The organism is Serratia sp. FS14 (assembly GCF_000695995.1).
GTDB classification, from domain to species: Bacteria; Pseudomonadota; Gammaproteobacteria; order Enterobacterales; family Enterobacteriaceae; genus Serratia; species Serratia nematodiphila.
The window spans coordinates 2,804,093-2,829,323 of sequence record NZ_CP005927.1 but is presented as its reverse complement, the minus strand read 5'-3'; the positions used below and the strand labels follow the sequence as shown (position 1 = coordinate 2,829,323).

The following is a 25,231-nucleotide window of genomic DNA, read 5'->3' as shown; positions in this document are numbered from 1 at the left end:
GGCCTCGTCCGGCGATTTAACGCCAAGCCGCCGTTTTCCTGATCCAGAACAGCTTTCGCATTCATCCGACTGATATATTGATTGAAAATCATTCCTATTCAGGAGAAAAAGCCATGGTTAAGTCACTCAATGCGGTATTCACTCGCTTTTCTGACCACCCGGACGCCGGCAAATTGGCGCTCAGGCTAACCTTCGGCGGACTGATGCTGTTTCACGGCGTGGCGAAGATTCAGCACGGCGTCGGCTGGATCGCCGGGGCGTTGCAGGAACAGGGGCTACCCGCCTTCATCGCCTACGGCGTGTATGTGGGGGAGATCCTGGCGCCGATACTGATCATTTTGGGGCTGTTCACCCGCCCCGCCGCGCTGGTTTACGCCCTCACGCTGGTGGTGGCGTTTTTGATGGTGGGCACCGGCAAGGTCTTCACCGTCACCGACGTCGGCGCCTGGGGCATTGAAAACGAACTGGTATTCTTTATGGGTGGGGTCGCCATCCTGCTGCTGGGCAGCGGCAAATACGCGATCGCGCGGAATGAAGCCTATCGATAAACCGCGCTATCAATAAGGAGGTTCCCGTCGAACCTCCTTTTTAGGCTTTAAGGTTTGCCGAGCAACGTGTTAGCCATGAAAGACAATAAGGCGGTCGATTGAGGGTAAGCCGCACGATTCTCGGTGACCTCGCGATCAAACCGCCAGTTCATGATGTAAACCACGGGCGCATTGGGATATTGGTTAATAAAATCCCAATACAATTGAATTTGCGCATGCAACTGCTGGTCATTCATTCCTAACGATGCCGTCGAAGGCGGCACCAACACCCACTTTTGCCCGGCAGAGCTCATCGGCGCCAGACGATTGTATGTGCTCCACATATCCGCCACCGACCAGTTGTAGTTGTCCACGCCAACCCAGTCGAGCGTGCTTTTTACATTGCTCGGACACGCGGTCGTGGGCGCGCCCTGCTGCATTTCACGGATCAATTCGGCGTTATTGGCATGCCGGTAGGACAAAATGGTGTAAATGGGGATCGCGATCCCATACTGCTGCATAGCCTGACGCAGGGTGCAAACATAGCTGGAATATTGGTAAGCGTCATATTTTCCCGCCGTCTGTAAGGCCGGAACATCGAACGGCTCATCGATAAAATAAATAGCGCCGGGTTTATATTTAGCGGCGGCGATCTTCTTCACCACCGTCCAGATCGCATTCCAGGAACCTGCGGCCTGACAGCTGCTGTTCGAGTCCGCGCCAGAGCAGATATCGATAAACGGCGATCCCGAGAGCGCCCCCGAGCCGGCCTGTATGTTCACGGCGCATGCTCCCTCGGCGCAAACGGGCAGATTGAGGTTTTCCAGGGTGTGCACCACGTTCAGATTGGTCATACTGAAACCGGTGCCGGAAATGGCCTTGAGCGCCTCTGTAGCGCTGAAAGACGGCGTGGCGGTTTCATAAAAATCCAGCCAGTCATAGCCGTAATGCTTGATATTGGCGTTGGGGCCGGCCGCCAGCGCATGGGCACCGAACAGGCACCCGCACAGCAACGCAAAACGTTTCAACATGTTCTTCTCCTTCAAATCTTCATCGTTGTAAGCCAACGGAGGACAGCAAACGGTGCCATCAACCGGAGACGCTATCGTGACACCCGCCATCGACGACGGCCCGCCGTTTGCGTTGTGCTGCAGCCGATCGAACGGTGAGGAGGGTTTGAGAAGAAATCGCGCCTATTTTCTTATCGAGCGTCGAGGAAATGAGGGTAGAAAAAGAGGAAACCACCGCGGGGTCAGACTGTCCCCGCCGGAAATCAGGTTTAAACCAGCATAATGAATCGCCAGTCATCGGCCATTAACGGTCGGCCAGCCGGTAAACCGGTACCTTGCGCGTCGTGCCGGTCAGGGTGTCGAAAATCTCCGTTTCCGCCGTCACGATCGTCATGCCGGTTTTTCTTAGCCTGCGCACTTCGGCGGCGATGCGCTGTATGCCGAACCAGAACAGTCCGTCCAGCGCCGTGACGCGCAGCCCCTGCTCCAGCGCCAGCTTAAGCCGCTCACGCGGCGCCTTGAGCGCCTTGGCGATTTCCCGGTAAGGCTGCGCATCCACGCCCGACGCCGATGCTCGGTGAATACGGGTCGACAGGCCATATTGGAAGGCCTCGGGCACGTCGCTTAAATCGCTCTTCAGGCTGTAAACGCAGCCAAAGCGCTTGCCGTTGAACACCACATTTTTTTGACTGATCGACAGCTCATCGCGCAGGCCGGCAATCAGCTGCGGCGCCCGCACCAGCAATAAGCGAAACGGCAATTCGAAACTGGTCACATAGTCCACGTTGAGCAGCGCAATGCGCAGACGCTGTTCCGCCCCGGCCTGCGTCTGGCGACACTCGTTCAACACCTCGCTCCACTGGCGCGCGAGCCGCGGGGCTTCATCCAGCGGCGCGAAGTGGTATTTCTCGATGTGGTAGTCGATCCTTTCATTCATGTCCGTTGGCCCCTGCCTCAGTCATCATGCCCTCAGCAAATTACCTTACCTGCGGGCAACAGTACAACACCGCAGACGCCCCCTGCGCGCTCGCTCAAGGTGAGTCGTGCAACAGCAGCGATATCTCTTCGGCGGCCGAGCGCAACAAAGGCAGGTGGTGCTGGTGCAAACGCTCTGCGGAAACCTGGCCGGCATGCACGCCGACGTTCAACGCCGCGGCGATGCGGCCGTCCGGCGTGGTGAGCGGCACCGCCAGTGAACGCAGGCCAATCTCCAGTTCCTGATCGTTGATGGCATATCCCTGCTGACGCACGCGCGCCAGCTCTTCCCGCAATGCGCTGACGCTCACCAGGGTATGGCTGGTGTAACGCAGCTGAGTCAATCGCGCCAAATAGTCATTCAACGTCTCACTGGCCAGCCCGCTGAGCAGCACCCGCCCCATCGACGTCGTGCTGGCGGGTAAGCGACTGCCGACGTGCAAATCGATGGTCATGATCCGCGAAGTTGATGCGCGGGCGATATAAAGAATGTCATCGCCGTCCAATATGGCCATGGAACAGGACTCATTGAGCGTCTGGCTGAGTTGCCTCAACACCGGCTGCGCGGCATTGGCCAACGGCGAAGCCCCCAGCCAGTTGTGACCCAGCGACAAGACGCGCGGGCGCAGCTCATAATTCTTGCCGTCTTCCGCGTACACAAAGCCCAGTTTACTCAGGGTGTAAAGGCAGCGGCGCACCGCCGCGCGCGGAATGCCGGTACGCTGGCTAATCTGCGACACCGACATCAGCCGCCGCTGCGGTGTAAAAGCCTGCAGGACCTCCAATCCTCGCGCCAAAGAGGCCATAAAGTCGGGATCCCCCTTCCAGGGATCGGTGCTGCTGCGCGTAATTTCCTGTTCTTTTTCCATTCTCGTTACCCCGCTGTCTGCCTGAAATATCGGTGTGCCGACGATCACAACCTGCGAATGCCTCTCAAAGAATAGCCGATAATCGCACACTTTTTCGATAATCGGTATTGTTTGCCTGAAAGGGACGATCTACTTTTCCCATTGACGATAAACACTCCCCCGGCGGGCGCCGAATGAAAGGAACAACAGATGATCGATAAAAGTGTGGCCACCCTGGAAGACGCCGTGTCCATCATTCCGGACGGCGCGAGCATCATGATTGGCGGCTTTGGCCCCGCGGGGCAGCCGCTGGAACTGATCGATGCGCTGATTGAACGCGGTGCCCGCGAGCTGACGGTAATCAGCAATAACGCCGGCAACGGCGACAGCGGCCTCGCGGCGCTGCTCAAGACCGGCTGTGTGCGAAAGATGATTTGCTCCTTCCCGCGCCAGGCCGATTCGTGGGTCTTTGACGACCTTTATCGCCGCGGCGCGATCGAACTGGAACTGGTGCCTCAGGGCAACCTTGCCGCCCGCATGCAGGCCTCCGGCAGCGGGTTGGGCGGCATTTTCACCCCAACCGCCTTTGGCACGCCGCTGGCGCAAGGCAAAGAAACGCGTGAAATCGACGGACGACATTACGTGTTTGAAACGCCCTTAAAGGCGGATTTCGCCTTGATAAAGGCCCATCGGGGTGACCGCTGGGGCAATCTGGTTTACCGCAAAGCGGCGCGTAATTTTGGCCCGGTGATGGCGATGGCCGCCGCCACGACGATAGCGCAGGTCGCTGAATTGGTGCCGCTTGGCGCACTGGATCCGGAAAACGTGATAACGCCGGGCATCTTCGTCCAGCGCCTGGTGGCGGTGGCGCGCCCCGCGACCTTTTCCCTCTCTGCCTGAGGAGTCATAACATGCAAAAATTAACCCGCGACCAATTAGCCCAACGGGTAGCGCGCGATATTCCGGAAGGCGCCTACGTCAACCTCGGGATTGGGCTGCCGACCCGCATCGCTAACTACCTGCCCGCCGACAAAGAGGTGATTCTGCACAGCGAAAACGGCCTGCTCGGGATGGGGCCGTCACCCGCGCCGGGCGAAGAAGATCCGGAACTCATCAACGCCGGTAAAGAACTGGTGACCTTGCTGCCCGGCGGCAGTTATTTCCATCACGCCGACTCTTTTACCATGATGCGCGGCGGCCACCTCGATATCTGCGTGATGGGGGCGTATCAGGTCTCGGCTGCCGGCGATCTGGCCAACTGGAGCACCGGCGCCGAAGACGCGATCCCGGCGGTGGGCGGCGCCATGGATCTGGCCATCGGCGCGCGCAAAGTCTATGTGATGATGGACTACCTGACCAAGACCGGCGAATGCAAGCTGGTGGAACAGTGCAGCTACCCGTTGACCGGGTTGGCCTGCGTCAGCCGCATTTATTCGGATATGGCAATCATTGATATCACCCCGGACGGCCCGCAGGTGCTGGAGCTGTGTCCAGGGCTGACCTTTGACGCGCTGCAGGCGTTAACCCCGATACGTTTACTGCAATCTGACTTGATCCCCGCTTGAGGAAATCGCCATGCAACAGGCTTTTATCTGCGATGCCGTTCGTACGCCATTCGGCCGTTACGGCGGCGCATTATCCGCGCTGCGCGCCGACGATTTGGCCGCTCTGCCCCTGAAGGCGCTGCTTGCCCGACTGCCGCAGTTGGATCCCCACGCCATTGATGACGTTATTCTGGGGTGCGCCAACCAGGCCGGTGAAGACAACCGCAACGTGGCGCGAATGGCGCTGCTGTTGGCCGGGTTGCCCCACACCGTGCCGGGCACCACCCTCAATCGCCTGTGCGGTTCGGGATTGGACGCGGTAGGCATGGCGGCGCGCGCCATTAAATGCGGCGAAGCGGAGGTCATCATCGCGGGCGGCGTGGAAAGCATGTCGCGCGCGCCCTTTGTCACCGGCAAAGCGGACAGCGCCTTCAGCCGATCGCTGAAAATGGAAGATACGACGATGGGATGGCGCTTTATCAACCCGCAAATGCGCGCGCAGTTCGGTGTCGAAACCATGCCTGAAACCGCCGAAAATGTGGCTCGCGATTTCGCCATCAGCCGCGCCGATCAAGACGCCTTTGCATTGCGCAGCCAACAGCGCACCGCCCGCGCTCAGGAGCTGGGCCTGTTTGATGAGGAACTGATCGCCGTCAGCATTCCGCAACGCAAAGGCGAGCCGCTCAACCTGGTTCGCGACGAACATCCCCGCAGCACCTCGTTGGCCGCGCTGTCCGCCCTGAAAGGCGTCGTGCGCCCCGAGGGGAGCGTCACCGCCGGCAACGCCTCGGGCATCAACGACGGGGCCAGCGCCCTGCTCATTGCCAGCGAACGCGCGGCGGTGCAGTATGGACTCGCCCCGCTGGCGCGTGTGGTCGGCATGTCCGCCTGTGGCGTAGAGCCGCGCATCATGGGTTACGGGCCGGTTCCCGCGGTCCGCAAAGTGCTGGCGCAAACCGGTTTGAGCCTGGCGCAAATGGACGTCATCGAGTTGAATGAAGCCTTTGCCGCCCAGGCGCTGGCCGTGACGCGCGCCCTGGGACTGCCGGATGACGCGGAACAGGTCAACCCTAACGGCGGCGCTATCGCGCTGGGTCATCCCCTGGGGGCATCCGGCGGCAGGTTGGCCATGACCGCCGCTTATCAACTGCGGCGCACCGGCGGGCGTTTTGCCCTGTGCACCATGTGCGTCGGTGTCGGGCAAGGCGTCGCCTTGATTCTGGAACGGATATAACGAATGTCTCTCTATAGCGCAATGTTTATGGCTTCGCCATTAACGCCCTGCTTCAGCGACGCGGCGCTGCTGCAGGGCATGCTTGATTTCGAAGCCGGCCTGGCGCAGGCTCTGGCGTCTGCAGGGATTCTCGATGACGCGTCCGCGCGGATCATACGCAGCCACTGCCAGGCGGAAAAGCTCGACGCCGCCGCGCTGACGCAGTCCGCCGGATTGGCGGGTAATTTAGCCATTCCCCTCGTCAAACAATTGACGGCGTTGGTGGCGCAAACCTCACCGGAAGCGGCGCGTTTCGTTCACTGGGGGGCGACCAGTCAGGATGCGATTGACAGCGGGCTGGTGCTGCAACTGCGCAGCGCGCTCGATAAAACCGACGCGCTGCTCAATCAGCTGATTGCGGCGCTGACGGCGCAATGCCGGCGCCATAGCGCAACGTTAATGGTGGGCCGCACCTGGCTGCAACACGCTTTGCCAACGACGCTGGGGCTGAAGCTGGCCGGCACGCTGGACGCCTTGCTGCGCTATCGGGCTCGTCTGGCTGAAATGCGGCCACGCGTGCTCGCGTTGCAATTCGGCGGCGCGGCCGGCACGCTCGCCTCGCTCGGCGAACAGGGCGAGCGCGTTGAGCGGGCGCTGGCGCAAGCGCTGGCCCTGCCGCGCAGCGCCACGCCGTGGCATACCCAACGCGATCGGTTGTTGGAGCTGGCGAGTTGGTATGCCGGCCTGACAGGCTCGCTCGGCAAGCTGGCGCGCGACATGTCTTTGTTGATGCAGACCGAAGTCGCTGAAATCAGCGAACCGTCGGCCCCCGGACGCGGCGGCTCTTCCACGATGCCGCATAAGCGCAATCCGGTGCTCTGCGCAGCCATCCTCAGCGCGGCCAACCGTCTGCCTGCGTTGATGTCGGGATTGTATGCCGGCCTGGTGCAGGAGCACGAACGCGCGCTGGGCGGCTGGCAGGCCGAGTGGCAAAGCCTGCCGCAGCTCTTGGTGCTGAGCGGGGCGGCATTGGCGCAAAGCCTGGATCTCATTAACGGTCTGGAGGTGCATGAAGCGGCGATGCGGCGCAATCTGGCGCTGACGCAAGGGCTGATCATGGCTGAATCGGTTACCCTGGCCTTAGCCCCTACCCTCGGACGTCAACAGGCGCACCATCATATAGAGCAGTGCTGCCGGCAAGCCCTGGCCACCCAGCAACCCCTGTTAACCCTTCTGTGCGCCGATGCGGAAGTCTCTTCCCGACTCAGCCGGGAAACCCTGAAAACCTTGCTCGATCCGGCCAATGCCACCGGCAGCACGCAACGTTTCATTCAACAAGTCCTGGCTATGGCCGAGAGGGAGCAATCATGTTGAATTATGTCCTTGAGGGGCCTGAAAACGCCCCGGTTATTCTGTTTGGCAACTCGTTGGGCACCTCATTGGCCATGTGGCAGCCGCAGCGCGACGCGTTCATCGCCCACTATCGCATTCTGCGCTACGACGTGGCCGGCCACGGCGAATCTGCGCCCGATGAACGGCCCGGCTCGCTGGCGCGACTGGGTGAACAGGTGCTGTCCCTGCTGGACACTCTGGCGATTGATCGGGTGCATTTCTGCGGCATCTCCATGGGGGGGCTGACGGGGTTATGGCTGGCGCGCTTTCATGCCGATCGCTTGCTGACGCTGACGATCGCCAATAGCGCCGCGAAAATCGGGGTGACGGAGCATTGGCGAGAACGCGCCGCGCGGGTACGCCAGTGCGGCATGTCCGCCGTCAGCGATGGCGCGGCAGCGCGCTGGTTCACCCCGGCATTTTGCCAATCCGCCCCCGTCAGGGTGCAAACCGTCTTGCAACAGCTCACCGCCTGCGATCCCGAGGGCTATGCCGCTTGCTGCGACGCGCTGGCGACCGCCGATTTACGCGCCGAACTGGCAGGCATCCGCGTGCCGACGCTGGTTATCGCCGGACATGAGGATGCGGTAACGACCGTCGACGATGCAAAAGCCTTGGCGGCAGGCATTCCCGACGCGCAATGCGTCATCCTGCCCGCCGCCCACCTGTCCAGCATCGAAGCCTGGCGGGCATTTAACCGCGCGTTCCGGGCCTTTTTGGATGAGCAGCTCACGCAGCGACAGCGCTATCAGCAAGGCCTGACGGTGCGCAGAGCCGTGTTGGGCGATGAGCATGTCGATAATACCCTCGCGGCGCTGTCGCCGCTCAACGAGGAGTTTCAGCATTTCATCACCCGCTACGCCTGGGGGGAAATATGGACGCGTCCGGGCTTGTCACGCCATACCCGCAGTCTGATCACCATCGCGATGCTGATCGCCTTGAATCGCGAAGCTGAGCTGAAAATGCATATCCGGGCCGCCTTCAATAACGGCGTCACGCGTGAAGAGATCAAAGAAGTGCTGATGCATGCGGCGCTTTACTGCGGCTTACCCGCCTCGAACGCCGCTTTTCATCTGGCGCAGTCCGTTTTTGCCGAATACGACGCCGGGCGGCGATCGGACGACTAGAAGACGCGGTTATACCGGCACATCCAGCACCCTTTGGCGCAGCGCAGCAACCAGGCGCTGCTGTTCAGGGGACGAGAGCGCCTCTTGCCGGGTAATGATGCCCAGCGGCTCGGCCATGCCCTGGGTAGGCAACGGCAGCGCACGCAGGTGATTGCTGAACAAATCGTCACGCACCGCGCCGTAAGGCACCAGCCACATATAGCCATACTGCAGCGTCAGGCAGCGCGCCAGCGTGACCGACAACGTCTCGACGCACCCTTCCGGCACCGCCAGCCCTTGGCTGACAATGAGCGCCTCCGCATTCTGACGCGGCACCGTACCCCGCGGCGAGAGCACCAGTGGCCAGCTCAACGCCTCCGCCAGCGAGACATCCGAATGCAACAGCGGATGATGAGGAGCAACCACCAGCCGCAGCGTTTCATGGTACAGCAGCTCGAAGTTGAGCCCCTCCATGCGGGAGGGGTCTGACATGCGCCCGATGCCTAACGTTAATTGCCCCGATCTCACCGCCATCATCAGCGCATCGTTGGCCAGCGTCGTAACCTGCATGCGCCAACCGGGGGATTGCTGCTGCAACCCCACCACGACCGGCGCGACCAGGCTCACCAGCGTGGTGGGCAGCGCGCCGATATGCAGCGGCGCCGGCAGCGCCTCGCTGTCCGAGGCAAGCGTGCGCCCCAACACATTCAGCGCATCCAAAACGCGGCTGGCATCCTGCAGGAAGCGCGCCCCGGCGGCGGTCAGTTCCGCCCCCTGCCGATTGCGCGAAAAAAGGCGCTCGCCGGCCAGGCTTTCCAGTTCGTTGAGCGTTTTAGAGAGCGCGGGCTGCGTGATGCCCAATTGCTGTGCGGCGCGCACCAACGTCCCCTGTTGCGCGGTAGCGACAAAGGCGTGCAGATGACGAAGGCGGATGCGTTGGCTGAAGCGAGAAGTCATGTTCATGATTTATAGTATTAACTTGCCGCCGACGCGGCAAGCTCATTGTCAGGGCGAACGGAGGATCAAATATCAAAAAAAACGGTTTCGTTCTCGCCCTGTAACCAGATGTCGAAATGGTACACCGTCTGATCCCCGCGCTGCCGCCTTTGCGCCAATAACGTGCTGCGCCGTTTTTCCCACTCGATGAGATTCAACACCGGATCTTCGGCATTGGCTGCCTGTTCGTCGGCAAAGTAGAGACGCGTGTTCAACCCGATGTTGATGCCGCGAGCCACTATCCACAGATTGAGATGGGGCGCCATCAACCGGCCGTCGCGCCCCGTCACGCGGCCCGGTTTAATCGTCTCGAATTGCCACAGGCCGCTGGTGAAATCCGAACAGGTTCGCCCCCAGCCGCGAAACGCCGGATCGTCGGGTTTATCCAACTGGCCGTCGGCGGGGTGCTGATATCGCCCGGCGGCATTGGCCTGCCAGACTTCGACCAGCGCGTCTCGCACCGGCGTGCCGGAGCCGTCATAGACATGCCCTTCCACCACGATGCGCTCTCCGCGCGTCTCCGGTTGCGTCAGCACATGGGTGAAATTACGCTCGAAAATATCAAAGCCGGCGGCATGCGGCGCCAAACCGATGTGCACATAAGGCCCGGCGGTTTGCGAGGCCGTTTCAGACAAATACTTTTTCATCACGCGGCTCCCTGTGTACGGTTCTCAAACCACGTGGCTCGATGGCCCCGCAGCACCAGATCGAAGCGGTAAGCCAGACTGTCCAGCGGCACGGCGGCGTGCATATCCAGCTCGGCAATCAGCGTGCGCATCGCATCGTCACTGCCTACCGACTGCAAGATGGGGCAGCGAACGAGCAACGGATCGCCTTCGAAATACATCTGCGTGATCAAGCGCTGCGCGAACGCCTCGCCGGAGAGCGAGAAGTGAATATGCGCCGGACGCCAGTCGCTGACCTGATTGCGCCAGGGATACGGGCCCGGCTTGATGGTACGAAAACAGTAATACCCGTTGTCGTCGGTCAGCATCCTGCCGCAGCCACCAAAGTTGGGATCGATAGGCGCCAGATACTGATCTTTCTTGTGACGATAGCGCCCTCCCGCATTGGCCTGCCATACCTCGACCAGAGCGTTGCGCACCGGCGCCCCGAAGGCATCCCGCACAAATCCATGCACGATGATCCGCTCGCCGATCGGTAAGCCGTCTTTGGCGTAATTCAGAATCAGATCGTGATCCAGCGGGCCGATATCCGTTGGCGTGAAGACGGGGGCGGTCAGTTCAGACAGCGAGTTTTGCAATGAAATTAATACATTGCGCGGCGACCGCAGCACGCTGGTTTTATACAGCGGCGCCAGCGCCGGCGGGTGATGACTGTAATCGCGATGCACCAGTTCTCGCGCCATCCAATCACTTTTCATCCCGGTATCCTTATTATTTGAGGGTACATGTCGACAGAGTGTAGGAAGCGCAATATGTAAAAGTAAAGTGAGAAAACCGATCGCTTTATATAACCAAAAGTAATGGAATGTTCTGAATTGACGAAACATTTCATTTGGTCCATAACATGATTCAATTCCCGTCGGTGGTCCGCCTCGCTGCTGAATGGTCGCTTTCAGGTCATCCATGACCGCTTAACTGGAGGCAATGATGAAACGTTCTATCGCGACGGTCTCGGTATCGGGTTCGCTGCCGGAAAAACTGCGGGCTATCGCCGCCGCAGGCTTTGATGGCGTCGAAATTTTCGATAACGATCTGGTCTACTACCCCGGTTCACCGGCGGAAATCCGTGAGTTGTGCGCCGAACTGGGCCTGGAAATTTTACTGTTCCAACCGTTTCGGGACTTCGAAGGAGGCCCGCGCGAAACGCTGGCGCAGAACCTTTCCCGCGCGGCGCGCAAGTTCGAAGTCATGCAGCAACTGGGCTGTTCTCACATGCTGCTCTGCAGCAATGTCTCGCCCGACAGCAGCGAAGACATGGCCACGCAAGTGAGCGATTTGCGCGCGTTGGCGGAGTTGGCCGCCGAGTATGATATTACTGTCGGTTATGAAGCGCTGGCCTGGGGACGTCACGTGAATATGTGGCGCGATGCCTGGGCGCGCGTGAAGGCCGTAGATCATCCGGCGTTGGGGATCATTCTCGATAGTTTTCATATCCTGTCGCGCGGCGATAACCTCGATGGCCTCGAGGACGTGCCGCCCGAAAAAATCGTGTTTGTCCAACTGGCGGACGCCCCGCTGTTGAAGATGGATGTGCTCGCCTGGAGTCGCCATTTCCGCTGCTTCCCCGGCCAAGGGGAGCTGAATCTGACCCAGTTCATGACCCAACTTTCCGCGCATGGCTATCGCGGCGCCTGGTCGCTGGAGATATTTAACGATGGTTTCCGCGCCTCGCCGGTACTCCCCACAGCCCAGGACGGTTTCCGATCGTTGTTGTGGCTGGAGGAGCAAACCTATGACTGGTTGGCCAAACAGCCTCTGCTGCCCAACGCCATGGCCTCGCTCATGGAACGTTCCTTATTCCATTCGCAGCCGCATCCACCCTTGCTGGCGCTGGAGTTTATCGAATTTGCCGTCTCGCACAACGACGGGCTGGCGATGGGCCAATGGCTGACGCAGCTGGGATTGGTTCACGCCGGCGAGCACCGCTCCAAAAGCGTCGCCCTCTATCGCAACGGCAAAGTGAATGTCATTCTGAATGCCCAGCCGGAAAGCCAAGCCAGCGGCTATTATCACCTGCACGGCATTTCCCTGTGCGCCGTGGCGTGGCGGGTGCGCGGCGTAGCGCGTTTACTGCAACGGGCGCAAGACTACGGGTACGCCATCTGGCAAGGCGAAACCGGCCCCAACGAGCGGCAAATCCCCGCGCTGTGCGCACCGGACGGCAGCCTGATTTATCTGGTGGAAGCGGACGAAGATCCCAAGAACGATATTTATCACGCCGATTTTCATCTGACGCATCGCAGCGCGCCGCCGCCCGCGCTGCAGAGCATCGATCACCTGGCGATTGCGCTGGCGGATGAATCGAGCGGCAACTGGATCATGTTCCTGCGCAGCGTGCCGGGTTTTGTGCAGGACAACGAGTGGGAATTGCCCGATCCGCTGGGTTTGGTTCGCAGCCGCGTCCTGCGCAGCCCCAACGACGCCATCCGGCTGCCGCTGAATATGTCGGTGAGCCGGGAAACGCAAATCGCCCAGGCGCTAACCGCCTATCAGGGCGCAGGCTTGCAGCACGTCGCCTTTGGCTGCGAGGATCTGTTCAGCATGGTGAAAGCGGCGCAGGCGCGCGGATTAAAAACGCTGCGTATTCCCGATAACTACTATCACGATCTCAGAGCGCGTTTCGATCTGGACCCCGCTTTTCTCTCACAGCTGCAAGCGGGCAATGTGCTCTACGATCGAGACGATCAGGGCGGTGAATTGCTGCATGTCTACACCGTGCCCTATGAAAAAGGCCGCTTCTTCTTCGAACTTCTGGAGCGCCGAGGTGGCTACCGCGGCTTTGGGGCCGCCAACGCCCCGGTTCGGCTCACCGCCATGCGTTAATCGCGCGGGCCATCAAGGCCCGCCTGTTCTTCCATCTTACTGAAAAGGTTAATGATCGCGCTCACACTCTCAGTCGCCTCCGGCGCCGCCATTCTCACGGCAATCCCTTTTCATAACATAAAGTTAACACTGTCTCGTCACTCACCGCCGGCTCAATTGTCCGATAAACGCACATTTTTTCGATTATCGCCGTTTAACGTCCACCCAGGGGCTGCTTATAGTGATGACACTCAACTACTGCACCGGGAGCAACCCATGTCGGGAAACAACGCAATCAATGTTCGGGCGCTGATCGACGACCGCCCGTTAGGCAAATGGCAAAAGATGATCGTGCTGCTCGGCTTTTGCATCATTGCTCTGGATGGATTCGATATCGTTATCATGGGATTTATTGCGCCAGAGCTTAAGGCGGATTGGCAAATCACTAACCGCGAACTGGGGCTGGTGATCAGCGCGGCGCTGATTGGCCTGTCGCTGGGCGCGATGCTTTCCGGGCCATTGTCAGACAGATTCGGCCGCAAAGTCGTCATCATCAACAGCGTGTTCTTTTTTGGCGTTTGGACGCTGGTGACGGCGTTTTCTCAAAATATGGAGCAGATGATGTTATTTCGCCTGCTAACCGGATTGGGGCTGGGCGCGGCTATGCCGAATGTCGGCACCCTGGTGGCGGAATTCGCGCCCGCCCGACGCCGCGCTTTCTTGATTACCGTGGTTTTCTGCGGCTTCACCTTTGGCGCCGCCTTGGGTGGATTCGCCGCGTCCTGGCTGATGCCGCGCTTCGGCTGGCATGCCGTGCTGCTGCTCGGCGGGATCTTGCCCCTGCTGTTCGCGCCCGTGCTGATGGCGGCGTTACCCGAATCGGTGTGTTTCCTGGTAGCGAAACGGGCAGATCAGGGCGGCATTCAGCGCATTCTGGCGAAACTGGCGCCCGATCGCGATTTTCGACATTGTACCGTCGTTCTGCCCCCGCCGGGCCAGGTCTGCACGCATCCGGTTAAACTGGTGGTGAGCGCCCGGTACCGCTTCGGCAGTTTAATGCTGTGGGGCGCGTATTTTAGCGCGCTGTTTCTATATTACACCTTAGGCAGTTGGCTGCCGCTGCTGATTAAAGACAGCGGTTTCAACATCGCGCAAGCGGCGGTCATCACCGCGCTGTTTCAGGCGGGCGGGACATTAGGGTCGCTATTTTCCGGGTGGTTGATGGACAGATCCGAACCACATCGCGCGTTGGCGTCGATTTATGGATTGGGGGCGCTGTTCACTCTGCTGATGGGGATAGCAATGGGTTACCCCATCCTGATGGGCAGCTGCGCGATGGCCATCGGGTTCTGCATCGGAGGCGCCAACACCGGCATGAACGCGTTGTCGGCCGGCTTTTACCCCACCGAAGCGCGAGCCACCGGATCCAGCTGGATGCACGGCATCGGCCGTTTGGGTGCTATCTTAAGCGCGCTGGCCGGCGCTGAAATGTTGGCGCTCGGTTGGAGCTTCAGCACCATTTTCGCCGTCCTGGCGCTTCCCGCTCTGCTGACGGTGGCGATGATCGTCGCCAAAGGGTGCCATCAAGTTCGCCAGGCGGCAGGGCATGAGTATGCAGCCTGTTTTGACGCACGTTCAAATGACATTCGCTGAACGCACGGAGTCACGCCCCGTTTGAAAAGCGACGACAGGATAGCAGGGGTGACATTCCCTGCCTTCCTTTCTCCGGAAAAGACGCATTCCAGTTTCAAGCGCGCGATGCCTGAACCGGAAAGCGCACTATCGCCGACTAAAAACGCCACCTCATTCCCCTTATTTAACCCCCTCAGAGAACAGTCACTAAGGAGCTCATATGCAAAAAGCGCATAGGACGCGGGACGGGAAAAAGTACCCCCTGTGGTTTCTTGCCGGATTGATGTTCATTATCGGCCTGGCAATCTGCCTTCTCGGCGCCAGATTGGCCTTCGTCGGCGGAACGTTTTATTTCATGGCGATGGGTCTGGCGATGATTATCGCCGCCATACTGATTGCCCGCCGCCGCCGTAGCGGCATCATCCTGTACGCGATCGCCTTCGTCGCCTCCCTGTTTTGGGCGGTCGCCGATGCCGGCTGGCATTACTGGCCGCTGTTCTCGCGCCTTTTCACCCTCGGCGTTTTAGCGTTTCTTTGCGCTATCGCCTGGCCATGGATGCCCGGTCATTCAGCCCAAAAAGGCCCGGCTTTCGGTCTAGCGGCGATCCTGGCCATCGGACTGGGAGCCAGCTTCGGATGGATGTTCAGATCCCAACCGCTGGTCAGTGCGACGAAAGCCATCCCCGTGTTTCCGGTAGCCGCCGGCGAGCAGCAAAAGAATTGGGAGCACTGGGGAAATACCCCTTACGGCGATCGCTTCGCCGCACTTGACCAAATAAACAAGCAGAACGTAGCCCGATTGCAGGTGGCCTGGACTGCCCATACCGGCGATATTCCCGTGAGTAAAGGTTCTGGTGCGGAAGATCAAAATACGCCTCTGCAGATCGGTGACACGCTTTATGTCTGCACCCCATACAGTAAAGTACTGGCTTTGGATGTGGATAGCGGAAAAGAAAAATGGCGTTTCGATCCGCAAGCCGCCTCGCCGAACTGGCAGCGCTGCCGGGGCCTGGGCTACTACGAGAATCACGCCACACCCGCGATAGCAAACCCGAGTCGCCCACCCGCGCTCTGTTCGCGCCGTTTGTTCCTGCCCACGATTGACGCTCGACTCATCGCCCTTGATGCCGATACGGGAAAATTGTGCAACGCCTTTGGCGATCGCGGAACCGTCGATCTCGGCAGCGGCATGGGCGAAATCAAACCGGGCTATTATCAACAAACCTCCACGCCGCTGGTAGCCGGAGAAGTCGTCGTTGTGGGGGGACGCGTAGCGGATAATTTTTCCACTGACGAACCTCCCGGCGTTGTTCGAGCTTATGATGTCCACTCCGGCAACCTCGTGTGGGCCTGGGATCCGGGCAATCCTGAACTGAGCGGCCTGCCGCCGGAGGGGCAAACCTATACTCGCGGCACGCCGAATGTCTGGTCAGCCATGTCCTATGACAAACAGTTGAACTTAATCTATTTACCCACAGGCAACGCGACGCCAGACTTTTTCGGCGGCACTCGCAGCGCGCTGGACGATAAATACAGCTCCGCCATTGTCGCCGTAGACGCGGCTACCGGCAAAGTACGCTGGCACTACCAGACGACCCACCACGATTTGTGGGACTTCGATCTGCCCTCACAGCCACTCTTGTTCGATTTGCCCAACGGCAAAGGTGGCATTACGCCGGTTCTGGTGCAAACCAGCAAGCAGGGCATGATTTTCATGCTCAACCGTGTAAACGGCGAGCCCGTCGCGCAAGTTGAGGAACGCCCTGTACCGGCGGGAATCATCAAGGGTGAACGCTATTCCCCCACCCAGCCGTACTCGGTGGGAATGCCGATGATGGGCAATGAACAGCTGAAAGAGTCGGATATGTGGGGCGCAACGCCGATTGATCTGCTGTTATGCCGCATTCAGTTTAAAGAAATGCGCTATCAAGGCATTTTCACTCCACCGGGTGAGGACCGCGCCCTTCAATACCCAGGATCTCTGGGGGGAATGAACTGGGGCAGCGTCTCCGCGGATCCACACAATAACCTGATGTTCGTCAACGATATGCGTCTGGGCTTGGCGCATTATCTGGTGCCGAGGGATAAGGTTCCGACCAACGCCAGCGGTATCGAAATGGGGATAGTCCCGATGGAGGGTACCCCGTTCGGGGCCATGCGAGAACGGTTCCTCTCCCCGTTGGGGATCCCCTGCCAGAAACCGCCGTTCGGCACGATGTCCGCCGTGGACCTGACTACCGGCAAATTGGTGTGGCAGGTCCCTGTGGGGACAGTCGAAGATACTGGGCCGCTTGGCATCAGCATGCGGATGCCTATCCCTATCGGCATGCCAACGCTGGGCGCGCCACTGTCGACACAATCAGGTCTCCTGTTTTTCGCCGGCACGCAGGATTTCTATTTACGCGCCATTGATACCGCCAACGGTAAAGAGATTTGGAAGTCGCGCTTGCCGGTAGGGAGCCAATCCGGCCCGATGACTTACCTCTCGCCGAAAACCGGCAAACAGTACATTGTCATCAATGCGGGTGGCGCACGGCAATCACCGATGCGCGGCGACTACATTATCGCCTATGCGCTACCGGACAAGTAATCCGGCACGAGAGATATCCAGTGAACATGGGGTCTAGTGAGCGAGTCAATTCCATAAACAACGGGCGGCGTCAAACCCGCCTACAGCTCACAAGATGACAAACGGTAAAACGAAAAGACGGGTTGATAACGTCGGTAAAGGATCGTGACAAGGAAATGAGGGACGGCAACCGATAAGAACGGTGGTTTTACTGTGATGGGGATCGTTGAAAGATTTATTCGTAAGTGATTGAATAGTGGCGGAGAGAGGGGGATTTGAACCCCCGGTAGAGTTGCCCCTACTCCAGTTTTCGAGACTGGTCCGTTCAGCCGCTCCGGCATCTCTCCTGACAACGCTTGCTATCATGCCCGCTTTTGCGGCATTTTTACAGCATTAGCATACCGCTGAACGTTCAAGTGATGAGTTTACGAGCAACCTGATGATTAAATGGCCGTGGAAAGCGACTCAACCCTCTCAATCCCAGGCAGACATCGAGGCCCAGTGGCAGGACGCGCTGGCGATCCCGCTGCTCTCGCCGCTGAATGAGCAGGAGCGGCAGCGGCTGGTGGCCGTCGCCGGGCAAATATTGCAGCAAAAGCGCATCGTGCCGCTGCAGGGGCTGCAGCTCACCTCGCAAATGCAGGCGCGCATCGCCCTGCTGTTCGCCTTGCCGGTGCTGGAGCTCGGCGCGGAATGCCTCGACGGCTTCAACGAAATTCTGCTCTACCCCACCCCGTTCGTGGTGGAAGACGAATGGCAGGACGAGATCGGTCTGGTGCACTCGGGGCCGGTGGTGCAGTCGGGCCAAAGCTGGGAACAGGGGCCGATCGTGCTCAACTGGCAAGACGTGCAGGACTCTTTTGACCTCTCCGGTTTCAATCTGGTGATCCACGAAGCAGTGCACAAACTGGATATGCGCAACGGCGGCGTCGCCACCGGCGTGCCGCCGATCCCGCTGCGCGAGGTGGCCGCCTGGGAACATGATCTGCACGCCGCGATGGAAAGCCTGCAGGACGAGATCGACATGGTCGGCGAAGAGGCCGCCAGCATGGATGCCTACGCCGCCACCGATGCGGCCGAGTGCTTCGCCGTGCTGTCGGAGTATTTCTTCAGCGCTCCCGAACTGCTGGCCGAACGCTTCCCGGCGCTGTATCAGCACTTTTGCCGCTTCTACCGCCAGGATCCGCTGGCGCGCCTGCTGCGAGACCAGGCGGAAAACAACGCGCAATGGGCTGATTGACGGGCAAATTGCTCAGATACCGAGCAGTCGCACCGCCTGGGGCAATTTAGCGTTGACACACCCGGAGCCGCTGGATATGATGCGCCCCGTTCACACGATTCCTCTGTAGTTCAGTCGGTAGAACGGCGGACTGTTAATCCGTATGTCACTGGTTCGAGTCCAGTCAGAGGAGCCATATTTAGAGAAGCCCGCTTAAGGAAACTTAAGCGGGCTTTTTGCTGTTGGGCGTTTAGAGCCCGCGTTGTTCCATCAGCAGCGCCAGATCGACCAAGCGGTTGGAGAAGCCCCACTCGTTGTCATACCAGGCGAGCACTTTCACCAGGTTGCCACCGATCACCAGCGTGGACAGGCCGTCGATGATCGACGAACGCGCATCGCCCCGATAGTCGCTCGACACCAGCGGTTCATCGCTGTACCCCAGGATCCCTTTCAGCGGGCCGGACGCCGCCGCCGCGCGGAAAGCGGCGTTGATCTCCTCCACCGTCGCCGGGCGTTTCAGCGTCACCGTCAGATCGACGATGGAAACCACCGGCACCGGCACCCGCAGCGAATAACCGGTCAGGCGGCCGTCCAGTTCGGGGATCACCTTGCCGAGCGCCTTGGCCGCGCCGCTGGAATAAGGCACGATCGATTCCGCCGCTGCCCGCGCGCCGCGCAGATCTTTTTCCGGCTGATCGTGCAGCGCCTGGCTGTTGGTATAGGCATGCGTGGTATTCATCAAGCCGTATTCGATGCCGAACGCCTGATGCAATACCTGCGCGGCGGGCGCCAGCCCGTTGGTGGTGCAGCTGCCGTTGCTGACCACCTTATGCAGCGCCGGATCGTAGAGGTGATCGTTAACCCCCATCACCAGCGTGATGTCGTCATTCTTGGCCGGCGCTGAGATAATCACCCGCTTGGCGCCGCCGTGCGTGATGTGCACTTCCGCCTTGGCTTTATCGGTAAAGAAGCCCGTCGCTTCGATCACCACGTCCACGCCCACGCTGCTCCAGGGGATTTCGGCGGGATCGCGCTGCGAAAACACCTGAATCGGCCGACCGTCCAGCAGCAGCTGGTTGTCGCCAGCTTCCACCCTGGCCGCCAGCGTGCCGGAAAGCGTGTCGTATTTCAGCAGGTGCGCCAGCGTCTTGCTGTCGGTCAGATCGTTGATCGCCACCACTTCAAAATCGCTGCGCCCCAGCGCCGCGCGCAGCACGTTGCGCCCGATCCTGCCGAAGCCGTTAATGCCTACTCTCACCATGATGCACTCCTCATTTGTGGACTTTGCCTAAAATCTAGCGCCGACCAGAAGCGGCGTAAATGACGTTTACCAATCAATTTACGCCAAATTGCGCGCATGAAAGCGTTCGCGGTATTCGCTCGGGGTCAGCTGCAGTTTGCGCTCAAACACCCGCCGCAGGTTAAGGCCGTTGCCGAAGCCGGTGGCCAGGGCAATCTGCTCAATACCTTCCGCGCTCTGTTCGAGGCGCTGCCTGGCGGTATGCAACCGCCCCTCTTCAACGAATTTGGCGGGAGAAATGCCCGTCTCGCGGGTGAACACCCGGGTAAAGTTGCGCGGGCTCATCGCCACGCGCTCGGCCAACCGATCGACGCTGAGATCGTCGGCGAGGTTTTCCAGGATCCAGGATTGCAGGTCACGGATCGGCCCCGGCGATTTGGCCTGGTTGAGCGGATAGCGGCTGAACTGCGCCTGCCCGCCGGGGCGGCGCAGAAACATCACCAGGTCCTGTGCCACTTCGCGCGCCTGCACGAAGCCGTAGTCGTCCTCCACCAGCGCCAGCGTCAGATCGAAGCCGGAGCTGACGCCGCCGGAGGTCCAGATCGGCCCGTCCTGCACGTAAATTGGGCCGTTTTCGACCTGCACCCGCGGGAAGCGCGCCTGCAGCGTTTCCGCCAGCCGCCAGTGGGTGGTCGCCCGCCGCCCGTCCAGCAACCCGGCTTCGGCCAGCAGCAGTGCGCCACCGCAAACGGAAGCGATACGGCGCGCCTGCGGCGCCGCGCGTCGCAGCCAATCGGCGACCAGAGCACCCTCTTCTTCGGTCGCCCCCTTGCCGGCGACGATCACGGTATCGCGCGGCAGGGCCGGATCGAGATCCGCCAGGCGATGATCGGCCAACAGGCTCAGCCCGGACAGGCCGTGCACCACCCGGTGAGGTTGCGTGGTGGCGACCGCGATCTGATACAGCGGCGTCTCGGCAGGGCTCAGGCGATTGGCCTGCATCAGGATATCGGCGATGCCCGCCGCTTCGAACAGCATGCCCCCTTCAGGGACGATAATCAGGAATGAGTGCATGGCAATAATATAAATAACAATCAAAACAGGCCAGGCGACCACTGTATAAGAAAAGCCCCGTCGGTTCACCCTGCGGGTATAAAAAAGCCCGCCGATAATCACCGACGGGCCAGGAAGGAACGGCCATCAAGCCTGCGGCAGGTTCACCCCGCCGGCGCGCGCCAATTGCGCCAGCAGCGCCGTTTGAAACGCCTCATCGTGCACCGCCGCGTGAGGTTCAAACCGCTGCTGGTGGTGCCAATAGCCGCCGGAAATCAGTGCCTGCGGCTCATCGCTGCTCACCAGCCACGCCTGCGTCACGTGTCCCAGCGCCAGATCGTCGGGCGCATCCGCGCCGCCCATTTTGGTCGGCACCCAGCCGGGATCGACCGCGCTGCTGATGACGCCGGGCCACAGGCGCGCCACGGCGGCGGCCAGCGCGGTGACGAACAGCTTGCTGTCCGAATAGGAGCCGGCTGCGCCGCCAAGCCAGTCCACGCCGTTCAGTTCCGCCACGCCGTCAAAGTGCATGCTGCTGCTCAGGTAGACGATGCGATCGGGGCGTTCGATCAGGGCCGTCAGCAGATAGGGGGCCATCACGTTCACCGGCATCACCTGCGGCCCGGTGAACATGCCGGCGTTGTGGATCACCGCATTCGGGCGGCCGATGCGATTCACCTGCTCGGCAACCTGCCGGATCTGCTGCACCTCGGACAGATCGCCAATCACCGCCTGCGCGCCTTTATCCAGCAGATCGCGCACCGCCTCCAGACGGCCGGGGGCGCGCGCATGCAGGATCACCTGATGCCCTTCCTCCAACAGCGTTTGCGCGGCGGCGCGGCCCAGCCCGTCGACCGAACCGGTAATGAAAATGCGTGACATGCCACTCCTCCGTTTAGCGCCAGCCGAGCGCCGGCGCGACATGGGTTAAAATCGATTCGATAACGTGGGCGTTATAATCCACGCCCAGCTGGTTAGGCACGGTCAGCAGCAGCGTATCCGCTTCGGCGATGGCCTCGTCCTGCGCCAGCTGCTCGATCAGCGCGTCCGGCTCGGCGGCATAGCTGCGGCCGAAGATCGCCCGGGTCTGCGCGTCGATATATCCCAGCTGATCGCCCTCTTTGCCGCTGCCACCGAAGTAATTGCGATCCCGCTGATCCACCAGCGCAAAGATGCTGCGGCTCACGGAAACCCGCGGCTCGCGCGCATGGCCGGCCTCTTGCCAGGCGGCGCGATAGGCGCGGATCTGCTTGGCCTGCTGGATATGGAAGGGTTCGCCGGTCTCGTCATTCTTGAGCGTCGAGCTTTGCAGGTTCATGCCCAGCTTCGCCGCCCAGACGGCGGTGGCGTTCGAACCGGCGCCCCACCAGATGCGATCGCGCAGCCCGGCGGAAAACGGCTCCGGCCGCAACAGCCCGGGCGGATTGGGGAACATCGGCTGCGGATTGGGTTCAGCGAACCCTTCGCCGCGCAGCGCTTCCAGAAAGACTTCGGTATGGCGGCGGGCCATGTCAGCGTCGGTTTCGCCCTCGGCCGGGGCGTAACCGAAATAGCGCCAGCCGTCGATCACCTGCTCCGGCGAGCCGCGGCTGATGCCGAGCTGCAGCCGCCCGCCGGCGATCAGATCCGCCGCGCCGGCGTCCTCCACCATGTACAGCGGATTTTCATAGCGCATGTCGATCACGCCAGTGCCGATCTCGATACGTTGGGTTTTGGCGCCGATGGCGGCCAACAGCGGGAACGGCGATCCCAGCTGGCGCGCGAAGTGGTGCACGCGAAAATAGGCGCCATCCGCGCCCAGATCTTCGGCGGCAACCGCCAGATCGATGGACTGCAGCAGCGCATCCGCTGCGGAACGGGTGCCGGACTGGGCGGAAGGCGTCCAGTGGCCAAACGAGAGAAAACCAATCTTTTTCATCGGGCATCGTCCTCAAAGGCAAAATCATCGGCCTACAGTGACAAAAACCGCGCGCCTTGCGCCAGCAAAATCGCCCCCGATCGCACTAAACGAACCGATTGCCGCCGCGCCGACCGGCGATTGTAATCAAAAAACAAATGTCGTATAACAGGCAGCTCCGAGGGGTGTCCTGTTACGGGCTGAGATGGCGCAAGCCGAACCCTTTGAACCTGATCTGGGTCATGCCAGCGAAGGGACGGTTAGGCAACAACGCGATAACCCGTTGCCTGTTCATACCTCAGCGTGCCCGGATCTCCACTGACTCAAGGAGGTCCCATGTCCATCACCACTCTGTTCGAAAGCGGTCTTTACGGCCGGCTACGGCAACAAGCCGGCAGCCACTGGCAGGACTACGTCGATCACCCGTTTCTGCAGCAGCTGGCCGTCGGCACCTTGCCTGAACGCGCTTTTCGCCGTTACCTGACCCAGGACTATCTGTTCCTGCTGCACTTCGCCCGCGCCTACGCGCTGCTGGTCAGCAAGCTGCGCACCCTGCCGGAGATGCGCGCCGCCACCGCCTCGCTCAACGGCATCGTCGCCGAGCTGCCGCTGCACGTGGCCTACTGCGCCGAATGGGGGCTAAGCGAAGCGCAGATCGCCGCCCAGCCGGAAGCGGCGGAGACCATGAACTACACCCGCTACGTGCTGGATATCGGCCATGCCGGCGACGCCCTCGATCTGTTGGCCGGTCTGCTGCCCTGCGTGGCCGGCTATGCCGAAATCGGCCTGCGGCTGCTGCACGATCCCGCCACCCAGATGGAGGGCAATCCTTACGCCTCCTGGATCCGCAACTACGGCGACGAGGGCTATCTGGCCGGCGTACGCGCCGCCATCGAACTGCTGGAAGCCGTTGGTCGGCAGCGCGGCGCACAGGATCGCTTCACCGAGCTGGCGCAGATTTTCACCACCGCCACCCAACTGGAGTCGGCATTTTGGCAGATGGGGCTGAACGCCTCATGACCTCTCCGCTTCTCCCGCCCGGTATCCAGGTGCGGGATCTCAGCCTGCGTTTCGGTCAGCACATCGTCTTCGACCGGCTGAGCTTCGACATCGCCGGCGGCAGCTTCGTCGCCCTGCTCGGCGCCAGCGGCGCCGGCAAAACCAGCCTGCTGAAGATCATCGCCGGCCTGGCGCAGGCCAGCTCTGGTTCGGTGACCGGCAGCGACGGCCTGCCGATCGCCGGGCGCATCGCCTACATGGGGCAAAAAGATCTGCTTTACCCGTGGCTGACCATCGAAGAGAACGTCGCCCTCGGTTCGCGGCTGCGCGGCGAAACGCCGGATCGGGCTTGGGCGGCGCACCTGCTGGAGCGCGTGGGCCTGGCCGCGCATGGCCGCAGCCTGCCCGCCTCGCTGTCCGGCGGCATGCGCCAGCGCGCCGCCATCGCCCGCACGCTCTACGAACGCCAGCCGATCGTGCTGATGGACGAACCCTTTTCCGCGCTGGACGCCATTACCCGCGCCGAGATCCAGAGCCTGGCCGCCGAGCTGCTGGCGCAAAATACCGTGCTGTTGATCACCCACGATCCGATGGAAGCCTGCCGCCTGAGCCACCGGCTGCTGGTGCTGTCGCCCTGGCCGCTGGGCCTCGACGATACTCACCGCATCAGCGGGCTACCGCCGCGCGCGCCGGATGACGCCGACCTGCTGAAAAGCCAGGCCGAGCTGCTGCAGCAGCTGGTGAGGGCTGCACAATGAATAGTGCCCAAGAGCGTGGACTCACCCGCCTGCGGCGCGGGCTGACGGTGTTTGTCGGCCTGCTGCTGCTGTGGTGGCTGGCAGCGCAAAGCGGCATTCCGGCCTTTCTGCTGCCCACGCCGGGCGCAGTGGCGCAGGCGCTGTGGGACGGGCGCGGCTATCTCGCCTGGCACACGCTGGTCACCGCTTCGGAGATCGTCAGCGGGCTGGTGCTCGGCGTGTTGCTCGGCGCGGCGCTGGCGCTGTGCATGATTTTCTCGCCGCGCCTGCAGCGCTGGCTGATGCCGCTGGTGCTCACCAGCCAGGCAATACCGGTGTTCGCCCTGGCCCCGCTGCTGGTGCTGTGGTTCGGCTTCGGCATGAGCGCCAAGGTGGCGATGGCGGTGCTGGTGATCTTCTTCCCGGTGGTGTCGGCCTTTTTCGACGGGCTGCGCCGGGTCAACAACGACTACCTCGATCTGGCACGCACGATGCGCGCTTCGCGCTGGGCGCAGCTGCGGCACGTGCGGCTAATGGCGGCGCTGCCGGCCTTCGGCTCCGGCCTGCGCATGGCCGCCGCCGTCGCGCCCATCGGCGCCATCATCGGCGAATGGGTCGGCTCGGCCGAAGGGCTGGGCTATGTGATGCTGAACGCCAATGCGCGCATGCAGACCGACGTCTGCTTCGCCGCACTGTTTATTTTGGTGCTGATGACCGTGCTGCTGTGGGCCGCGGTGGATGCGCTGCTGCGGCGCCTGATCGCCTGGGCGCCGGAAAACGACTGAT

The 25,231-nt window shown here is 61.1% G+C and carries 23 protein-coding genes, 2 tRNA genes, 1 pseudogene and 1 riboswitch; of the genes and pseudogenes, 15 read left to right on the top strand and 11 right to left on the bottom strand.

What is annotated here, in order from left to right:
• The first annotated feature begins 113 nt into the window (after positions 1 to 113).
• On the top strand, positions 114 to 548 hold the full coding sequence (locus L085_RS12860; protein ID WP_044030909.1) for a DoxX family protein: 435 nt from the start codon (positions 114 to 116) through the stop codon (positions 546 to 548).
• 47 nt (positions 549 to 595) lie between these two features.
• Here L085_RS12860 and L085_RS12855 read toward each other — a convergent pair whose 3' ends face one another.
• The 3 genes from L085_RS12855 to L085_RS12845 all read right to left on the bottom strand — a co-directional run bounded on the left by L085_RS12855 (position 596) and on the right by L085_RS12845 (position 3,381).
• Positions 596 to 1,558: a hypothetical protein gene (locus L085_RS12855; protein ID WP_044030908.1), complete on the bottom strand. Its 963-nt coding sequence runs from the start codon at positions 1,556 to 1,558 to the stop codon at positions 596 to 598.
• 283 nt (positions 1,559 to 1,841) lie between these two features.
• Positions 1,842 to 2,474 (bottom strand): helix-turn-helix domain-containing protein, encoded by a 633-nt coding sequence (locus tag L085_RS12850; protein WP_044030907.1) that lies wholly within the window; start codon positions 2,472 to 2,474, stop codon positions 1,842 to 1,844.
• Between the two features lie 94 nt (positions 2,475 to 2,568).
• Positions 2,569 to 3,381 (bottom strand): IclR family transcriptional regulator C-terminal domain-containing protein, encoded by an 813-nt coding sequence (locus tag L085_RS12845; RefSeq protein ID WP_033643667.1) that lies wholly within the window; start codon positions 3,379 to 3,381, stop codon positions 2,569 to 2,571.
• 189 nt (positions 3,382 to 3,570) lie between these two features.
• Between L085_RS12845 and L085_RS12840 the strand changes: the two genes are divergently transcribed.
• The 6 genes and pseudogenes from L085_RS12840 (at position 3,571) to pcaC (ending at position 8,636) form a co-directional block, all read left to right on the top strand.
• A complete protein-coding gene (locus L085_RS12840) occupies positions 3,571 to 4,260 on the top strand; it encodes a 3-oxoacid CoA-transferase subunit A (protein WP_044030906.1) in 690 nt (229 codons plus the stop codon).
• 11 nt (positions 4,261 to 4,271) lie between these two features.
• Positions 4,272 to 4,925, top strand: a complete 654-nt coding sequence (locus L085_RS12835; protein WP_033647889.1) for a 3-oxoacid CoA-transferase subunit B — start codon at positions 4,272 to 4,274, stop codon at positions 4,923 to 4,925.
• A gap of 10 nt (positions 4,926 to 4,935) precedes the next feature.
• Positions 4,936 to 6,138: a 3-oxoadipyl-CoA thiolase gene (gene pcaF, locus L085_RS12830; protein ID WP_044030905.1), complete on the top strand. Its 1,203-nt coding sequence runs from the start codon at positions 4,936 to 4,938 to the stop codon at positions 6,136 to 6,138.
• A 3-nt stretch (positions 6,139 to 6,141) separates the two neighbouring features.
• Positions 6,142 to 7,491 carry a 3-carboxy-cis,cis-muconate cycloisomerase gene (locus tag L085_RS12825; protein ID WP_044030904.1) on the top strand — a complete coding sequence of 450 codons (1,350 nt, stop codon included), beginning with the start codon at positions 6,142 to 6,144 and terminating at the stop codon, positions 7,489 to 7,491.
• Positions 7,482 to 8,204 (top strand): annotated as a pseudogene (pcaD, locus tag L085_RS25725) (3-oxoadipate enol-lactonase); the annotation flags it as partial. The gene L085_RS12825 and the pseudogene pcaD, both read left to right, overlap by 10 nt.
• 21 nt (positions 8,205 to 8,225) lie before the next feature.
• The gene (gene pcaC / locus L085_RS25720) at positions 8,226 to 8,636 is read left to right on the top strand and encodes a 4-carboxymuconolactone decarboxylase (protein WP_208060768.1); all 411 of its coding nucleotides are present in this window, start codon (positions 8,226 to 8,228) and stop codon (positions 8,634 to 8,636) included.
• Positions 8,637 to 8,645: 9 nt separating this feature from the next.
• Here pcaC and L085_RS12815 read toward each other — a convergent pair whose 3' ends face one another.
• From L085_RS12815 to pcaH, 3 genes are read right to left on the bottom strand one after another with little or no spacing between them, the layout of a single operon-like run.
• Positions 8,646 to 9,578: a LysR substrate-binding domain-containing protein gene (locus tag L085_RS12815; protein ID WP_044030903.1), complete on the bottom strand. Its 933-nt coding sequence runs from the start codon at positions 9,576 to 9,578 to the stop codon at positions 8,646 to 8,648.
• A gap of 59 nt (positions 9,579 to 9,637) precedes the next feature.
• Positions 9,638 to 10,258, bottom strand: coding sequence for a protocatechuate 3,4-dioxygenase subunit alpha (gene pcaG, locus L085_RS12810; RefSeq protein ID WP_016927159.1), 621 nt, complete (start codon positions 10,256 to 10,258; stop codon positions 9,638 to 9,640).
• Positions 10,258 to 10,995 (bottom strand): protocatechuate 3,4-dioxygenase subunit beta, encoded by a 738-nt coding sequence (gene pcaH / locus L085_RS12805; protein ID WP_044030902.1) that lies wholly within the window; start codon positions 10,993 to 10,995, stop codon positions 10,258 to 10,260. The genes pcaG and pcaH overlap by 1 nt, the downstream gene beginning before the upstream one ends.
• Before the next feature lie 229 nt (positions 10,996 to 11,224).
• On the opposite strand from pcaH, the gene L085_RS12800 reads away from it, so the two are divergent.
• The 3 genes from L085_RS12800 to L085_RS12790 all read left to right on the top strand — a co-directional run bounded on the left by L085_RS12800 (position 11,225) and on the right by L085_RS12790 (position 17,321).
• Positions 11,225 to 13,120 (top strand): sugar phosphate isomerase/epimerase and 4-hydroxyphenylpyruvate domain-containing protein, encoded by a 1,896-nt coding sequence (locus tag L085_RS12800; RefSeq protein ID WP_044030901.1) that lies wholly within the window; start codon positions 11,225 to 11,227, stop codon positions 13,118 to 13,120.
• 255 nt (positions 13,121 to 13,375) lie between these two features.
• Entirely contained in the window at positions 13,376 to 14,752 is a 1,377-nt protein-coding gene (locus tag L085_RS12795) for an aromatic acid/H+ symport family MFS transporter (RefSeq protein WP_049870667.1), read from the top strand.
• A 199-nt stretch (positions 14,753 to 14,951) separates the two neighbouring features.
• Positions 14,952 to 17,321: a membrane-bound PQQ-dependent dehydrogenase, glucose/quinate/shikimate family gene (locus tag L085_RS12790; protein WP_049870666.1), complete on the top strand. Its 2,370-nt coding sequence runs from the start codon at positions 14,952 to 14,954 to the stop codon at positions 17,319 to 17,321.
• Positions 17,322 to 17,557: 236 nt separating this feature from the next.
• On the opposite strand, the gene L085_RS12785 is transcribed toward L085_RS12790, so the two are convergent.
• A tRNA-Ser gene (locus tag L085_RS12785) sits at positions 17,558 to 17,647 on the bottom strand.
• A 92-nt stretch (positions 17,648 to 17,739) separates the two neighbouring features.
• Between L085_RS12785 and mtfA the strand changes: the two genes are divergently transcribed.
• Together mtfA and L085_RS12775 are read left to right on the top strand one after the other, a co-directional pair.
• On the top strand, positions 17,740 to 18,540 hold the full coding sequence (gene mtfA / locus L085_RS12780; protein ID WP_021505828.1) for a DgsA anti-repressor MtfA: 801 nt from the start codon (positions 17,740 to 17,742) through the stop codon (positions 18,538 to 18,540).
• A 99-nt stretch (positions 18,541 to 18,639) separates the two neighbouring features.
• Positions 18,640 to 18,715, top strand: a tRNA-Asn gene (locus L085_RS12775).
• Positions 18,716 to 18,769: 54 nt separating this feature from the next.
• Here the strand turns inward: L085_RS12775 and gap are convergent.
• From gap to L085_RS12755, 4 genes are all read right to left on the bottom strand, one after another.
• The gene (gene gap, locus L085_RS12770) at positions 18,770 to 19,780 is read right to left on the bottom strand and encodes a type I glyceraldehyde-3-phosphate dehydrogenase (protein ID WP_033632647.1); all 1,011 of its coding nucleotides are present in this window, start codon (positions 19,778 to 19,780) and stop codon (positions 18,770 to 18,772) included.
• Positions 19,781 to 19,858: 78 nt separating this feature from the next.
• The gene (locus L085_RS12765) at positions 19,859 to 20,833 is read right to left on the bottom strand and encodes a helix-turn-helix domain-containing protein (RefSeq protein WP_044032029.1); all 975 of its coding nucleotides are present in this window, start codon (positions 20,831 to 20,833) and stop codon (positions 19,859 to 19,861) included.
• Positions 20,834 to 20,959: 126 nt separating this feature from the next.
• Positions 20,960 to 21,694, bottom strand: a complete 735-nt coding sequence (locus L085_RS12760; protein ID WP_044030900.1) for an SDR family NAD(P)-dependent oxidoreductase — start codon at positions 21,692 to 21,694, stop codon at positions 20,960 to 20,962.
• A gap of 13 nt (positions 21,695 to 21,707) precedes the next feature.
• Positions 21,708 to 22,730, bottom strand: coding sequence for an LLM class flavin-dependent oxidoreductase (locus tag L085_RS12755; RefSeq protein ID WP_015378399.1), 1,023 nt, complete (start codon positions 22,728 to 22,730; stop codon positions 21,708 to 21,710).
• A 150-nt stretch (positions 22,731 to 22,880) separates the two neighbouring features.
• A riboswitch (TPP riboswitch) is annotated at positions 22,881 to 22,983 on the top strand.
• Between the two features lie 62 nt (positions 22,984 to 23,045).
• Here L085_RS12755 and L085_RS12750 point away from each other — a divergent pair.
• Genes L085_RS12750 through L085_RS12740 form a run of 3 tightly spaced genes read left to right on the top strand, consistent with a single transcriptional unit; the run spans position 23,046 to position 25,230 of the window.
• Complete coding sequence (locus tag L085_RS12750) at positions 23,046 to 23,729, top strand: TenA family protein (RefSeq protein ID WP_044030899.1); 684 nt, start codon at positions 23,046 to 23,048, stop codon at positions 23,727 to 23,729.
• Positions 23,726 to 24,466 (top strand): ABC transporter ATP-binding protein, encoded by a 741-nt coding sequence (locus L085_RS12745; protein ID WP_033632644.1) that lies wholly within the window; start codon positions 23,726 to 23,728, stop codon positions 24,464 to 24,466. The genes L085_RS12750 and L085_RS12745 overlap by 4 nt, the downstream gene beginning before the upstream one ends.
• The gene (locus L085_RS12740) at positions 24,463 to 25,230 is read left to right on the top strand and encodes an ABC transporter permease (RefSeq protein WP_015378402.1); all 768 of its coding nucleotides are present in this window, start codon (positions 24,463 to 24,465) and stop codon (positions 25,228 to 25,230) included. Before L085_RS12745 ends, L085_RS12740 begins: the two co-directional genes overlap by 4 nt.
• Position 25,231: the final 1 nt, after the last annotated feature.